The sequence below is a fragment of the Pseudaminobacter soli (ex Li et al. 2025) genome (assembly GCF_003012705.1).
Classification (GTDB): domain Bacteria; phylum Pseudomonadota; class Alphaproteobacteria; order Rhizobiales; family Rhizobiaceae; genus Pseudaminobacter; species Pseudaminobacter soli.
Map to the genome: position 1 here is coordinate 382,900 of NZ_PXYL01000001.1, position 13,872 is coordinate 396,771.

Here is a 13,872-nt window from a genome sequence, read left to right on the forward strand (position 1 = left end):
TTTAGGCAGGAAAAGACCCAATCGCCCTTTCGCGGCCGGTGGCCGGCGCAAGCGGTCTTTCCGTCTGGTCACGTCATGCGGCGTACAATGCCCGTCAATTGAACACGATTCGGCCAAGAATATGGAGCCCCTGGCCGTCAGGTTTGACGATCACGGCTTCGCCTTCGCGGGCCGTCTGGCCGGTCAGCGCGGCAATGATTTCCTGGTGGGTCACCAGCACCAGATTGCCCGACCCGGTGAAGGCGCGGATCTCCTTCAGGATCGCCTCCTTCTGCTCCGCACTCACCTCCGCGCCGGGCGCCGGCTGGTCGAGCGCGGCGAGGGGCTCGACGATCTTGTCGCCGAAGGCGATGCGCGCGGTTTCCAGCGCGTTGCAGTAACGGCTCGACAGCACGCGTTCCGTGGTCTCGGCGCGCGCGGCAAAGAGGGCGCCCATCTTGCGCGCCTGCTGCTTGCCGCGGTCGGAGAGGTTGCGCTGGGTGGCGCAGTTCTCGATGTCGAAATTGGCTGGCTCGCCGCCACCTCCGGGCGTGATCGCATGCCGCAGCAGCACGACATGGCCGCCATTGCGCAGCAGCGCCCAGCCGGCTTCCGTGGCCGCGGCCGGCACCATTGCCGCAAGCAGAAACAACAAGGACATCACTATGCGCATGCAATCTTTCCGGACAGTTCGGCGCATATAGGGATGGGAAAGCCGGACGAAAGGCAAGCGCGAGCACGATCCACTTCGCCTGTGGGCTCATATGCATAGGGGTTGCTGGACGATTGCGCGGCCATGGAGGCTCACTTATCACCGCGCGCATGTCACCGATGGTCGAAACCGTTCTGTTCGTCTTCAGCCTTGTCGCGCTCGGCTATTTTTCCGGGCTTTCCGGCTATCTGAAGGCGGATGTCGGCGATGCGCTGTCCCGCTTCACCGTCGGCGTGGCGCTTCCCGTGCTGCTGTTCCGCACCATGGTCACCGCGGACTTCAAGGGTGCGGCGCCATGGACCCTGTGGACAACCTATTTCGTGGCGGTGATCGTCGCCTGGACCGCGGGGCATCTCGTCACCACCCGGATCTTCGGCCGGGATTCGCAGGCCGGCGTCGTCGGCGGAGTGGCGACGGCGTTCTCGAACCTGCTCCTGCTCGGCATACCCTTCATGCTCGGCGTCTTCGGCCAGGAGGGCGTCGACATATTGTCGCTGATCATCTCGGTGCATCTGCCGACGATGCTGGCGGGGTCGATCATCATGTTCGAGGTGTTTGGCGGACGGAAGAACGGCCACGTTCATCCGCTGCGCCTCGCGCATGATTTTCTGCGCCGGCTCTACACCAACTCATTGATCGTCGGCATCCTTGCGGGGCTTGCCTGGCGTTTCATCGGCCTGCCGGTGCCGGGTCTCCTCGGCCGGCTGGTCGATGCCCTGGCCGGCATAGCGGGGCCGCTGGCGCTGTTTGCCATGGGGCTCGGCCTGCGAAAGTTCGGCATTCAGGGCAACGTCAAGCCGGCGATTGCGCTGTCAGCCCTGAAGCTGATGCTGATGCCGGCTGTGGCGCTTGCCATGGCATGGCTGCTCGGCCTGCCGCCTCTGCCGGCCAAGGTGGCCATTGCGGCGGCGGCACTGCCTTCGGGCGTCAATTCCTATCTCATCGCGGTGCAATTCGGCACCGGCCAAGCGCTGGCGTCCAACCAGATGACGATCGCCACCGCCTGCGCGGTCGTCACCACCGCATTCTGGCTGACGATCGCTCATATGGTTTTCGGATAGCCCCGTAGGGGTACAGACTTTCTCCGGCTCTGGACCATAAGGTCATGGCACAAGGAGATTGATCCAGTTACTTTACGTGAGTTAAAGAGGTGGCGCGCTTGCGGGGCGGGTCATATATGTGTGGCACATCGCGCAACACCGACGGCGGGCGTTCCGCCGCTGCGACGAATTTCCAGAGGACCGGCGCGTCGTGGCGCGCCGCACGAGAGGCGAGACGAATGCTCCAGAAAACCAGCCATTTCATGCGCCAGGCAAATCTCATCAATGGCGAATGGGTCCAGGCCGATTCCGGCAAGACCGTTGATGTGATCAACCCGGCGACGGGCCTCAAGATCGGCACCGTGCCCTATGCGACGGGCGTCGAGACGCGCCGCGCCATCGAGGCTGCCAACGAGGCCTTCAAGAGCTTCCGCAAGACGTCGGCGCTCGAGCGCTCCAAGCTGCTGCGCAAGCTGCACGACGCCATCATGGACAACCAGGACGCGCTGGCCGAGCTGCTCACCATGGAGCAGGGCAAGTCGCTGACCGAAGCCAAGGGCGAGGTCGGCTCGTCGGCTGCCTATGTGCTGTGGTTCGCCGAGGAAGCCCGCCGCACCTATGGCGACGTCGTTCCGTCCCCGTGGGCTGACCGCCGTGTTCTCGTGACCAAGGAGCCGGTCGGCGTCATCGCGGCGATCACGCCGTGGAACTTCCCGTCCTCCATGCTGGCGCGCAAGATCGGCCCGGCAATCGCCGCCGGCTGTACCTCGGTCGTCAAGCCGGCCACGCAGACCCCTTATTCGGGCCTGGCCTGGGGCGCGCTGTGCGAGGAAGTCGGCATTCCGAAGGGCGTCGTCAACGTCGTCACCGGTTCGGCCGCCCAGATCGGCGACGAGCTCTGCACCAACCCGCTGGTCAAGAAGATCACCTTCACCGGCTCGACCGAGGTCGGCAAGATGCTGATCGCCAAGTCGGCTTCGACCGTCAAGAAGGTCTCGATGGAGCTGGGCGGCAACGCTCCGTTCCTGGTCTTCAACGACGCTGATATCGACCGCGCGGTCGAAGGCGCCATCGCCGCCAAGTTCCGCAATTCGGGCCAGACCTGCGTCTGCACCAACCGCTTCTTCGCCCAGGCCGGCATCTACGACAAGTTCGTGGAGAAGCTGGCCGAGGCTTCGAACAAGCTCAAGGTCGGCCACGGCCTCGATGCCGGCGTGCAGCAGGGCCCGCTGATCGACGAGAAGGCCGTCGAGAAGGTCGAGGAATTCATCGCCGACGCCACCGCCAATGGCGGCAAGATCGTTGCCGGCGGCAAGCGCCACGCGCTGGGCGGCTCCTTCTTCGAGCCGACCGTCATCGCCAACGCGACCCCCGACATGAAGTTCATGAAGGAAGAGATCTTCGGCCCTATCGCTCCGGTCTTCAAGTTCGAGACGGAAGAAGAGGCGGTTGCGCTCGCCAACGACACCGAGTTCGGTCTCGCCTGCTACTTCTACACCGGCGATCTGGGCCGCGCCTTCCGCGTGATGGAAGGGCTGAAGTACGGCATGGTCGGCGTCAATGAAGGCATCATCACCACTCCGGAAGCCCCGTTCGGCGGCGTCAAGGAGTCGGGTCTGGGCCGCGAGGGCGGTCACCAGGGCATCGAGGATTACCTCGACACCAAGTACGTCTGCATCGGCGGCCTCGGCCTCTGATCGATAGGGCCAGGCCCTATCCCTTGACATGATGACGGGCGCGGCCTCAAGGTCGCGTCCGTTTTTCATTTTTGGGTCCGGAGCGGGGCATGTCGGGCGGCAAGGTCTTCGGTACGACAGGTGACGGACATTCCGTCCAGCGCTTCGAGATTGCGGGCGGCGGCCTGACGGCCAGGATCATGAATTGGGGCGCGGTGGTGCAGGATCTGCGCCTCGCCGGCCACGACGCGCCGCTGGTGCTCGGCTTCGAGCGCTTCGCCAACTATCCGCTTTCGTCTCCCTATTTCGGCGCCATCGTCGGGCGCTTCGCCAACCGCATCCGCGGCGGCCGCTTCACGCTCGAAGGCCGGCGCTACAGCATCGATCCCGAGCGGCCCGAGACCAATGGGCTGCATGGCGGCATCAATGGCTTCGGCCATCGGGTATGGGATGTCCTGGTGCATGGGCCTGACTTCATTACCTTCGGTCTGCACGATCCGGACGGCGAAATGGGCTTTCCGGGCGCGCTCGACGTGCGCTGCACCTACCGGCTGAAGATTCCCGGCACGCTGGCGATCGAACTGACCGCGACCTGCGACGAGCCCACGCTCTGCAACCTGGCGCACCATTCCTATTTCAACCTCGACGACGGCGGCACCGGCGACGTCCTCGACCATCGCATCATGCTGAATGCGGCCGCCTATCTGCCGGTCGACGGGAGCTGCGTGCCCACTGGCGTCGTGAAGCCCGTCGACGACACGCCGTTCGACTTCCGCCATGCCCGCCCCATCCGCATGGAGAGCGAAGGCGAGCAACTCGGCTACGACAACAATTTCTGCCTGGCCGCCGCGCGCGGGCCGCTCAGGCAGGCTGCCTGGGTGCAGGGGGCGTCCTCAGGCGTCGAGATGGAGGTCTGGACCACGGAGCCCGGCGTCCAGTTCTATATCGGCCAGCACCTCAACACCGAAGCGCGCGGACTCGGCGGCCGGCGCTACAAGGCTTATGCAGGGTTCTGCCTCGAGCCGCAGGTCTGGCCCGATGCGCCGAACCATCCCTATTTCCCGCAGGCCACGCTCTGGCCCGGAGAGCTTTATCGCCAGACCACGGAGTACCGATTCAGGCTGGACTAGTCGGCTAATCGGTCACAGATCGAAGGCAAGCTGCAGGATGTCGAAGGGCGCCAGCGCGCCTCGTATCTGCACCACCGCCGCCGCGACGTGATGCGCACGGCGGGCTGCTTCCTTCGGCGGCAGTCCCAGCAGGCGGGCCGAGAGGTAACCGCCATTGAAGGCGTCGCCGGCGCCGGTCGTATCCAGCGGCTCTGCGACATGGCTGGCCGGTACGGTGAACATGTCCTCGTAGTGGGAGATCAGTGCTGCGCCCTCGCCATTCTTGACGGCGATCTCCGCCACGCCGATCTCCTCCAGCCGCCGCGCGGTCGCCTCGGGCGACGCGTCGCCGTAGAGCTCCTGCTCGTCGGTGAAAGTCGGCAGGGCGATGTCGGTGATCTTCAGCCCCTCGTCGATGACGGCGCGGGCGGTCGCCGCGTCGGGCCACAGTCGCGGCCTGTAATTGGGGTCGAAGGCGATGTGAGAGCCATGCGCCCGCGCCGCCGAAATCGCCTGTAGCAGGGTGCGCCGGCTCGGCGCATCCAGAATCGCCAAGGTGATCCCGGAAAAGTAGACAAGTGTCCGTTGTTCAAGGCTTTTTGCCAGTGCAGCCGGGTTGCTGGCGAGCTGCCGGGCGGCCGCATCGCCGCGCCAGTAGGTGAAGGAACGCTCGGCGCCTTTCAGCGTGATGGCATAAAGGCCGGGGCGGGCGCCTGGAATGATCGGGCTCTTGGCTATGCCGATGTCGTTTTCGCGGAAGAAGGCGATCTGGTCCTGCGAGAAGGGATCGTCGCCGAAGGCCGAGACATAGTCGACATTATCACTTTCGCTCAGCGCGCGAATGGTCCAGAGCGTGTTGAAAGTGTCGCCGCCAAACCCCATGCGCCAGCTGTGACCGGTCTGCCCCGACAGCTCGAGCATGCACTCGCCGATCGCCACGATGCCTTCCGTCATGCAGTCCTCCTCTCCTGATGAAATGAATTTATAGTGGCAGAGGCATGCTGACCATGGTCGGTCACAAAATGGCTTTACGCTTTTCGGAGATACCGCCAGCGGTTAGGTTGCCGCTTCCAAGATGAGAATCGATCAAGGAGCAGGAGAGTGGGGTTCAACTGGCGTTATCTCGTGGCCATCATCGGCATCGCGGCAGTCGCGGCTATGGCGTTGACCAAGCTTTACTCCGTTCCGCCACAGCCAGTGAGCGGCCCCAACTTCGCCTTCAGCAAGCCGAGCGACCAGGGCACCTATGTCGTCGCCATCGAACCGGAAACGACACCGGTGAAGCAGGGCGAACTGCATAGCTGGATCGTGACCGTCAAGACGCCGGACGGCAAGCCGGTCGAGAGCGCCAAGATTACCGTCAGCGGCGGTATGCCGGCGCATGGCCACGGCCTGCCCACCAGCCCCGAAGTGACCGACCATCTGGGTGAGGGGCGTTACCGCGTCGAAGGCGTCAAATTCAGCATGGCCGGGCTCTGGGAGCTCAAATTCGCCATTTCGGCACCGCAGGGCGACGACCAGGCCGTGTTCAACCTCATGCTATGAGCCGGCGACGCTACCTGACATTTCTGCCGGCGGCGCTTGCCCTGTCGGCTCTGCTCGGCTGCAAGCCCGTGCCGTTCACCGAGGCGGAGAAGAAGGCCGTCGCCTCGCTGTCGCTCTCCTCGCTGCCGCCGCTGCCCGCCGACCCAAGCAACCGCTATGCCGACGAGCCCGCGGCTGCGGCCCTCGGCGCCACGCTGTTTTTCGATCAGCGTCTGAGCCGCAATGGCGATGTCGCCTGCAGTACCTGTCATCTCGCCGACCGCCAGTTCCAGGATGACCGGCCGCTCGGCGTCGGCATTTCAACCACCAGCCGGCGCACCATGCCGCTTGCCGATGTCGCGCGCAGCCCGTTCCTGTTCTGGGATGGTCGCCGCGACAGTCTTTGGGCGCAGGCGCTTGGACCGCTGGAGGATGCGCGCGAGCATGGCGGCACCCGCGCGGCCTATGCCCATTTCGTGAAGGACAATTTTGCCGCGCGCTATGCGCCCATATTCGGGCCGCTGCCCGATCTGTCGGACGTGCCGGCCAGCGCGAGTCCGCTCGGCGGCGAGACCGAGAAGGTCGCCTGGGCGGCCATGAGCGAGGCGCAGCAGGAAGCCGTGAACCGCGTCTTTGCCGATATCGGCAAGGCGATTGCCGCCTTCGAACGCTCGATCGTGCACGAAAAGACCCGCTTCGACCGCTTTGCCGAGGCTGTGGCGTCTGGTGTCGAGCCGGAAGGCGACGCCGCGCTGACCGATGAGGAATTTGCTGGCTTGCGGCTGTTTGTCGGCAAGGCGAATTGCATCGAATGCCACAACGGGCCGCGCTTCACCGACGATCATTTCCACAACACCGGCATCCCGCCCGCTGATGGCTTGTCGGAAGATCTCGGCCGGCAAGCCGGGGTGGCGCAGGTTCTGGCTGATCCGTTCAATTGCCTCGGCCTCTACAGCGATGCCGCGCCGGAGGCCTGCAAGGAGTTGCGCTTCATGGTCAAGTCCGGCCCTGAACTGCGCCGCGCCTACAAGACGCCATCGCTGCGCGGCGTGGCCGATCGCCCGCCCTACATGCATGCAGGTCAGATCCCGACGCTGGAGGCGGTGGTCGATCACTATGCCCGCGCTCCGAAGAGCCGGGAGGGAAAGTCGGAAGTCGTTCCGCTCAAGCTTTCCGAAAGCGAGCGGGCCGCGCTGGTGGCGTTTCTTAAGACGCTGTCGAACTGATCAGCGATCCTTCACCGTTTCCATCGCCACGAAGGTCGAGGTCTGCGCCACGTGGGGCAGGGCGGAAATGCGCTCGCCCAGCACGCGCCGATAGGCGGCGATGTCCTTAGTGCGAACCTTCAAGAGGTAGTCGAAGCTCGCAGCCATCATGTGGCACTGTTCGATCTCGCGCACGCCCTGCACCGCGCGGTTGAAGGCGTCGAGCGCGGCCGAGCGCGTGTCGGACAGCTTTACCTGCACGAAGGCGACATGGCCTTCGCCCATACGTTCATGGTCGACCACCGCGGAATAGCCGCGAATAAAACCTTCCTGCTCCAGGCGCTTCACGCGCGCCTGCACCGGCGTTTTCGACAGGCCCACCTGCGTGGCAAGCTCGGCCATCGAAAGTCGTCCGTCGCGCGACAGGGCGGTCAGTATGTTGCGGTCTATGCGGTCCAGTTGATCTTTCATTGGCAACTTCACGCTTCGAAATGATGGAAACAAGCATTATCTATAGTCCATTCGGACTATCTGGTGCAATCCTTTGGGCCGCTCTGAAATGCGGTTTATGATACGCATCCAAGCATCCAACAACAGCTTACTTTGGCATATGTCTATGACTGCTCCGCTGCTTGATACTATCCGCAAACAGATCCGCGCCAACTATCTTCCTGATGAAGAACAAGCGCTTGCAAGGCTGATCAAGGCCGCCGATTTGAGCGAAACCGAGCGCAAGGCGATTTCCGCCCGCGCCGTTGGCCTCGTGAATGCCGTGCGCGGCTCGACCGACCCGCGCCTGATGGAGGTTTTCCTTTCCGCCTATGGCCTGTCGACCAAGGAAGGCGTGGCGCTGATGTGCCTCGCCGAGGCGCTGCTGCGCGTGCCCGACACGCAGACCATGGACGACCTGATCCAGGACAAGATCGCCCCGCACGACTGGTCGGCGCATGGCAGCAGCTCGAGCTCCATTTTCGTCAACGCCTCGACCTGGGCGCTGATGCTCACTGGCCGCGTGCTGGACGAAAGCGAGGACGGCATCGCCGGTACGCTGCATGCTATGGTTCGCCGGTTGGGCGAGCCGGTCATCCGCAAGGCGGTGGCCGCGGCCATGCGCGAGATGGGCGAGCAGTTCGTGCTCGGCCGCACCATCGAGGAAGCCGTCAAGCGCGGCCGCTCGATGCTGGCCAAGGGCTATCTCTATTCCTACGACATGCTGGGCGAGGCGGCCCGCACCGAGGAGGACGCGCTGCGCTATCTGCGCGCCTATGCCGATGCCATCGCCTCGCTTTCCGCCCACTCCAAGGGGCAGGACATCCGCTACAACCCCGGCATCTCGGTAAAGCTTTCCGCGATCCATCCGCGCTACGAAGAGGCGCAGAAGGAAACCATGCTGCCGGTCATGGCCGAGCGCCTGCTGTCGCTGGCCGTCGCCGCGAAGAAGGCCCGCATGGGCCTCAACATCGACGCCGAGGAGGCCGACCGTCTCGACCTGTCGCTCGACGTCATCGAGCGCGTGCTGGCCGATCCGCAGCTTGAAGGCTGGGACGGCTTTGGCGTCGTCGTGCAAGCCTATGGCCCGCGCTGTGCTTTCGCCATCGACTGGCTCTATGCGCTCGCCCAGAAATACGACCGCAAGATCATGGTGCGCCTGGTCAAGGGCGCCTATTGGGACACCGAGATCAAGCGCGCACAGACGCTCGGCCTCGATGGCTACCCGGTGTTCACGCGCAAGGCCAACACCGACGTTTCCTATATCTCCTGCGCCAAGAAGCTGCTGTCGATGACCGACCGCATCTATCCGCAGTTCGCCGGCCACAACGCGCACACCGTTTCGGCCATCCTTGCCATGGCGCCGGACCGCACCTGCTTCGAGTTCCAGCGTCTGCACGGCATGGGCGAGGCGCTGCATGAGACGGTGCGCAAGGCCGAAGGCACCCGCTGCCGCATCTACGCGCCGGTCGGCGCGCATTCGGACCTGCTTGCCTATCTGGTCCGCCGCTTGCTCGAAAACGGCGCCAACTCTTCCTTCGTCCATCAGCTCACGGATGTGAGCGTCAAGGCCGAGGACATCGCCCGCGATCCGTTTGAGACCGTGGCCACGCAGGGACCGGCGGCCAACCCGGCCATTCCACGCCCCTTGGCCATCTTCGGCGCCGGCCGCGTCAACGCCAAGGGCTTTGACATCACCGATCCGGTGACGCTGGCAGCGCTCGACAAGGCGCGGCAGGAATTCGCGGGGGCGGAGCACTGGCATGCCAAGCCCATCACCCGTGCGGTCGGGCATGGCGCCAAGCGGCCGGTCATCAATCCCGCCAAGCCGGCCGACATCGTCGGCACGGTGACGGAAGCTGCTGCCAAGCAGGTTGAAACCGCCGTGCGCATCGCGCTCGACGCACAGCCGGCCTGGGCAGCACGCCCAGCGGCCGAGCGCGCCGAAGCCCTGCGCCGCGCCGCCGATCTCTACGAAGCCCATGCCGCCGAGTTCTTTGCGCTCGCCACCCGCGAGGCCGGCAAGACGTTGGGCGACGCTGTGGCCGAGTTGCGTGAGGCCGTCGACTTCCTGCGCTACTACGCCTCCGAGGCCGCCAAGGCCGAAGCCGGCACCGAGGCGCGCGGTGTCATCGTCTGCATCTCGCCCTGGAACTTCCCGCTTGCCATCTTCTCCGGCCAGATCGCGGCCGCACTGGTCACCGGCAACAGCGTGATCGCCAAGCCGGCCGAGCAGACGCCGTTGATCGCCTTCCGCGCCGTCGAATTGCTTCGCAAGGCAGGCATTCCGGAGGACGTGATCCAGCTTCTGCCTGGCGATGGCCCGACCGTCGGCGCGCCGCTGACGGCCGATCCGCGCATTGCCGGCGTCTGCTTCACCGGCTCCACCGAAGTGGCAAAGCTGATCGAGAAGCAGCTTGCCGAGACGGCGGCACCCGACGCCATGCTGGTGGCCGAGACGGGCGGTCTCAACGCCATGATCGTCGACTCCACCGCGCTGCCCGAGCAGGCGGTGCGCGACATCGTCGCCTCGTCCTTCCAGAGTGCGGGCCAGCGCTGCTCGGCGTTGCGCGTCCTCTATGTCCAGAAGGACGTCGAGAAGAAGATGCTGCACATGCTGAAGGGCGCGATGGATGCGCTCAATATCGGCGATCCGTGGCAGTTCTCCACCGATGTCGGCCCGGTCATCGACGAGGAAGCGCAGACCGCGATCCGCGACTACAACACGAAGATGGAAGGGCAGGGACGCCTCGTCGCCAAGCTCGACGCGCCGAAGGACGGTCGCTTCGTGTCGCCGCATGTGTTCCGCGTCTCAGGCATCGGCGAGATGGAGCGCGAGGTGTTCGGCCCGGTGCTGCACGTTGCTACTTTCGAAGCCGATGAGATCGACAAGGTCATCGCCGACATCAATGCCAAGGGCTATGGCCTGACCTTCGGCCTGCACAGCCGCATCGAGGGCCGCGTGCAGCATTTCGTCGACGGCATCCACGCCGGCAACATCTATGTCAACCGCAACCAGATCGGCGCGGTCGTCGGCTCGCAGCCCTTCGGCGGCGAGGGGCTCTCGGGCACCGGCCCGAAGGCGGGCGGCCCGCACTATCTGCGCCGCTTCCGCCGCGCTGCAGCTGCGGTGAACGCCGAGACGCCGGCCGGCAAGCCGGTCGCGCCTGCCGAGCTGGCTTCGCGCTTCCCGCAGGTTGCGTCCGAATGGAGCCAGGCTTCCGACCGCATCGCCACCTTGCGCAGGCATCTGCGTGGCAAGGCCGCGGCCGCGATCGCTGCCGCTGCGGCGCTCGACTACGGCCAGGTCGACCTGCCCGGGCCGACAGGCGAGGCCAACACGCTGGCGCTAACGCCGCGCGGCCGCGCGCTCTGCCTCGGGCCGGATGCGGAGACGCTGCTGGCTCAGGTCGTCCAGGCGCTTGCCGCCGGCAACGCCGTGCTGGCCGTTGCTCCGGGTGCTCCCGCCGCGCTCAATGCGCTCACCGGCAAGGGCCTGCCGCTCGTCGCCATCGACGGCGACGTCCCGGCTGTGGCGCTGACCACGCTCGACCTTGGTGTCGTTGCGTTCTCGGGGAATGCCGAGCGCGCGAAAGATATCCGCAAGGCGCTGGCCACCCGCAAGGGACCCATCGTCCCGCTGGTCGGCGAGGCGATCTATCCGGCGGCCTATGCGCATGAGCGTGCCGTCTGCGTCGACACCACGGCCGCAGGCGGTAACGCCAGCCTGCTCGCCAGCGCGGCCTGACAACTCCACCGGCGCGGCTCATCGGCCGCGCCGGCTTTGGACAAAAAATTCCGGCGGGGACGTCGGCAGTCCTCCCTTTGATGCGTCATCGTAGAAGCGCGGATCGAGTGTCTTCGATCCGCGAGACCATCAAAGGGAGAGACCCATGCAAGCTGCCGTCCAGACCGCTCACGTCAATCCGGGATCCGTCTCCAGCAAGGCATATTGGGCCGGCTGGATTATCAGCGGCCTTCTGATCCTGTTCCTGCTCTTCGATGCGGTCATCAAGCTGTTTCCGCTCGATGTCGTCACCGAGACGATGGCCACGCTGGGCTGGCCGACGGATGATGGCATGGCCCGCACGCTCGGCGTGCTCACACTCATCTGCACCGTGCTTTACTCAATTCCCCGAACTTCGGTGCTCGGCGCGATCCTTCTGACTGGCTATCTCGGCGGCGCGATGGCGACGCATCTGCGCATTGGCAACCCAATGGCCACTCACACGTTGTTCGGCCTCTACCTCGGCGTCATGGCCTGGGGCGGGCTCTATTTGCGTGACGCTAGGCTGCGCGCTTTGATCCCGTTGCGGGCCGGATGATCCGATATCGTCTCATCGATGCTGCGGTGGAGAGTTCGACCAACCGGAGAAGTACTCGATGAAGATGAATCCGTACCTGGCCTTCAGTGGCAACTGCGAAGAGGCGTTCAAATATTACGAGAAAGTCCTTGGCGGAAAGATCGTAATGATGGTGCCTCACGCGGGGACGCCGGCCGAGGAGCATGTTCCCGCCGAATGGCGCGACAAGATCATGCATGCGCGGCTGGAGTTCGGTGATGGCCAGGTGCTGATGGGAGCCGACGCGCCGCCGCAATTTCGCACCACGATGAGCGGCTTTTCGATCTCGCTTCAGTTCACCGACATCCCCGAGGCCGAACGCATTTTCAACGCGCTGGCCGAAAAGGGGCAGGTCAGGATGCCCTTTGCCAAGACCTTCTGGGCCGAGCGCTTCGGCATGCTGATCGACCGGTTCGGCACGCCGTGGATGGTCAATTGCGAAAAGCCGGCATAAGCGAGGGACATCATCATGTCGAATAGCGTGAATGAGTACGTCGCCGCCCTTTCGGGCTGGCAGGCCGCGGTTGTGACGGAGCTGCGGCGCAGCATCCTCGATACGCGCAATGTCGCCGAAACGTTCAAAGGGGGGCATCCGGTCTATGAAGCGGGCGGCCCCGTCTGTCTGGTGAAGGCCCTTTCCGGTCACGTCAACCTCGGCTTCTGGCGGGGTGCGCTACTGACCGATCTCGATGCGCGCCTCGTGCCGCATGGCGAGTTCGAAATGGCCTCGATCAAGCTCAAGGGGCCCGGGGAGATCAGCCCGGCCGATGTGCGCCGCCTTGTTCTCGCGGCCGTGGCGCTCAACCTCGAAAGAGGCGATCCGCTTACGCTCGCAAGAGCCTAAGCGGCGCTAAACGGGGTATTGAACCGCAAGCGCCGCCCGGCGCCTGCGCCCGTCATGCAACTGCCAGAGCGAATGGGCGACGAGCGTCACGATGAGGATCGTGCCGCCGATCAGGCTGTTGCGGCTCGGAACCTCGGCGAAGATCATCCACACCCAGATCGGCGCCAGCACCGTCTCCAGGAGATAGAACATCGCCACTTCCGGGCTCGACAGATACTTCGGTCCGTTGGCAAGGCAGAAGAACGAGAACGGCATGATCACCGCGCCGTTGAAGATGATCCACCAGGGCGCCGTGATATTGATGCCGCCCTTGGAGACCATCACGGCCGCCACGATGAATGGGAACACCACGCCGACGAGCGAAGTGAACCCCATTTCGCGGCCGCTGGCGCGCGAGATGGTGATGGCTGTTGCGATGCAGAGCGCCGACGTCATCGCCATGAGGTTGCCGAACATCTGCCCGGTGCCGATCGAATCCCAGACGATGATCAGCACGCCCAGTATCATCAGCGCCATGGCCATCAGCGTCGCCGGCCGCGGCCTTTCCTTCAGGAATATCCATGAGAGCAGGGCGGCGAACATGGTGTTGAAGGCCAGGATGAAGACGAGGTTGGCGGTCGATGTGTTGTAGACGGCGGTGATGAAGGCCACCGAGCCGATGCCGTAGAGTGCCGCCACGACCAGGCCCAGCTTGCCGGGAATGAGCTGCGGCGTCTTGCTGCTCAACGAGCGCCAAACCGCCCAGACCACCAGCGCGGCAACCAGCGTGGTGCCGCTGCGCAGGAACAGGATCGTCCAGTTGTCGCCGCCGGCGAGGCGGATCAGCGGGATGTCGACGGTCAGGGTCAGGCCGCCCAACGCGGTCAGCACGAGCCCTTTGACGTGGTTGTTCGCAGATGTCGACAAGGAAGGACCGCTCCGGCGATGAGGTGGTTGCGCTGTTACGCGGGA

General features: G+C 64.8%; 13 protein-coding genes. 9 read left to right on the forward strand and 4 right to left on the reverse strand.

Features of this window, described 5'->3' with window-relative positions; translation table 11 throughout:
• Nucleotides 1-94: 94 nt before the first annotated feature.
• Entirely contained in the window at nucleotides 95-652 is a 558-nt protein-coding gene (locus tag C7I85_RS01795) for a histidine phosphatase family protein (protein ID WP_106722230.1), read from the reverse strand.
• A 149-nt stretch (nucleotides 653-801) separates the two neighbouring features.
• Between C7I85_RS01795 and C7I85_RS01800 the strand changes: the two genes are divergently transcribed.
• From C7I85_RS01800 to C7I85_RS01810, 3 genes are all read left to right on the forward strand, one after another.
• The gene (locus tag C7I85_RS01800; protein ID WP_106722231.1) at nucleotides 802-1,752 is read left to right on the forward strand and encodes an AEC family transporter; all 951 of its coding nucleotides are present in this window, start codon (nucleotides 802-804) and stop codon (nucleotides 1,750-1,752) included.
• Nucleotides 1,753-1,970: 218 nt separating this feature from the next.
• Complete coding sequence (locus tag C7I85_RS01805; RefSeq protein ID WP_106722232.1) at nucleotides 1,971-3,428, forward strand: NAD-dependent succinate-semialdehyde dehydrogenase; 1,458 nt, start codon at nucleotides 1,971-1,973, stop codon at nucleotides 3,426-3,428.
• A gap of 89 nt (nucleotides 3,429-3,517) precedes the next feature.
• On the forward strand, nucleotides 3,518-4,537 hold the full coding sequence (locus C7I85_RS01810; protein WP_106722233.1) for an aldose epimerase family protein: 1,020 nt from the start codon (nucleotides 3,518-3,520) through the stop codon (nucleotides 4,535-4,537).
• A gap of 12 nt (nucleotides 4,538-4,549) precedes the next feature.
• Here the strand turns inward: C7I85_RS01810 and C7I85_RS01815 are convergent, their stop codons facing one another.
• Nucleotides 4,550-5,470 (reverse strand): sugar kinase, encoded by a 921-nt coding sequence (locus C7I85_RS01815; protein WP_106722234.1) that lies wholly within the window; start codon nucleotides 5,468-5,470, stop codon nucleotides 4,550-4,552.
• 147 nt (nucleotides 5,471-5,617) lie between these two features.
• On the opposite strand from C7I85_RS01815, the gene C7I85_RS01820 reads away from it, so the two are divergent.
• Together C7I85_RS01820 and C7I85_RS01825 are read left to right on the forward strand one after the other, a co-directional pair.
• Nucleotides 5,618-6,061 carry a FixH family protein gene (locus C7I85_RS01820; protein WP_106722235.1) on the forward strand — a complete coding sequence of 148 codons (444 nt, stop codon included), beginning with the start codon at nucleotides 5,618-5,620 and terminating at the stop codon, nucleotides 6,059-6,061.
• Nucleotides 6,058-7,266: a cytochrome-c peroxidase gene (locus tag C7I85_RS01825; RefSeq protein ID WP_106722236.1), complete on the forward strand. Its 1,209-nt coding sequence runs from the start codon at nucleotides 6,058-6,060 to the stop codon at nucleotides 7,264-7,266. Before C7I85_RS01820 ends, C7I85_RS01825 begins: the two co-directional genes overlap by 4 nt.
• Here C7I85_RS01825 and C7I85_RS01830 read toward each other — a convergent pair whose 3' ends face one another.
• Complete coding sequence (locus C7I85_RS01830) at nucleotides 7,267-7,716, reverse strand: Lrp/AsnC family transcriptional regulator (RefSeq protein ID WP_106722237.1); 450 nt, start codon at nucleotides 7,714-7,716, stop codon at nucleotides 7,267-7,269.
• 139 nt (nucleotides 7,717-7,855) lie between these two features.
• On the opposite strand from C7I85_RS01830, the gene putA reads away from it, so the two are divergent.
• The 4 genes from putA (at nucleotide 7,856) to C7I85_RS01850 (ending at nucleotide 12,921) form a co-directional block, all read left to right on the forward strand.
• Nucleotides 7,856-11,482 carry a bifunctional proline dehydrogenase/L-glutamate gamma-semialdehyde dehydrogenase PutA gene (gene putA / locus C7I85_RS01835; RefSeq protein WP_181257051.1) on the forward strand — a complete coding sequence of 1,209 codons (3,627 nt, stop codon included), beginning with the start codon at nucleotides 7,856-7,858 and terminating at the stop codon, nucleotides 11,480-11,482.
• A gap of 145 nt (nucleotides 11,483-11,627) precedes the next feature.
• Entirely contained in the window at nucleotides 11,628-12,059 is a 432-nt protein-coding gene (locus C7I85_RS01840; protein ID WP_106722239.1) for a DoxX family protein, read from the forward strand.
• Nucleotides 12,060-12,117: 58 nt separating this feature from the next.
• Nucleotides 12,118-12,531 carry a VOC family protein gene (locus tag C7I85_RS01845; RefSeq protein ID WP_106722240.1) on the forward strand — a complete coding sequence of 138 codons (414 nt, stop codon included), beginning with the start codon at nucleotides 12,118-12,120 and terminating at the stop codon, nucleotides 12,529-12,531.
• Nucleotides 12,532-12,546: 15 nt separating this feature from the next.
• Nucleotides 12,547-12,921 (forward strand): DUF1801 domain-containing protein, encoded by a 375-nt coding sequence (locus C7I85_RS01850; protein WP_106722241.1) that lies wholly within the window; start codon nucleotides 12,547-12,549, stop codon nucleotides 12,919-12,921.
• 6 nt (nucleotides 12,922-12,927) lie between these two features.
• Here the strand turns inward: C7I85_RS01850 and C7I85_RS01855 are convergent, their stop codons facing one another.
• Nucleotides 12,928-13,827 carry a DMT family transporter gene (locus tag C7I85_RS01855; protein ID WP_106722242.1) on the reverse strand — a complete coding sequence of 300 codons (900 nt, stop codon included), beginning with the start codon at nucleotides 13,825-13,827 and terminating at the stop codon, nucleotides 12,928-12,930.
• Nucleotides 13,828-13,872: the final 45 nt, after the last annotated feature.

Coding starts and splice junctions, on each gene's coding strand:
- C7I85_RS01845 (WP_106722240.1), top strand. CDS start 12,118: ATGAAGATGAATCCGTACCTGGCCTTCAGTGGCAACTGCGAAGAGGCG.
- C7I85_RS01830 (WP_106722237.1), bottom strand. CDS start 7,716: ATGAAAGATCAACTGGACCGCATAGACCGCAACATACTGACCGCCCTG.
- C7I85_RS01810 (WP_106722233.1), top strand. CDS start 3,518: ATGTCGGGCGGCAAGGTCTTCGGTACGACAGGTGACGGACATTCCGTC.
- C7I85_RS01815 (WP_106722234.1), bottom strand. CDS start 5,470: ATGACGGAAGGCATCGTGGCGATCGGCGAGTGCATGCTCGAGCTGTCG.
- C7I85_RS01795 (WP_106722230.1), bottom strand. CDS start 652: ATGCGCATAGTGATGTCCTTGTTGTTTCTGCTTGCGGCAATGGTGCCG.
- C7I85_RS01800 (WP_106722231.1), top strand. CDS start 802: ATGTCACCGATGGTCGAAACCGTTCTGTTCGTCTTCAGCCTTGTCGCG.
- C7I85_RS01825 (WP_106722236.1), top strand. CDS start 6,058: ATGAGCCGGCGACGCTACCTGACATTTCTGCCGGCGGCGCTTGCCCTG.
- C7I85_RS01850 (WP_106722241.1), top strand. CDS start 12,547: ATGTCGAATAGCGTGAATGAGTACGTCGCCGCCCTTTCGGGCTGGCAG.
- putA (WP_181257051.1), top strand. CDS start 7,856: ATGTCTATGACTGCTCCGCTGCTTGATACTATCCGCAAACAGATCCGC.
- C7I85_RS01840 (WP_106722239.1), top strand. CDS start 11,628: ATGCAAGCTGCCGTCCAGACCGCTCACGTCAATCCGGGATCCGTCTCC.
- C7I85_RS01805 (WP_106722232.1), top strand. CDS start 1,971: ATGCTCCAGAAAACCAGCCATTTCATGCGCCAGGCAAATCTCATCAAT.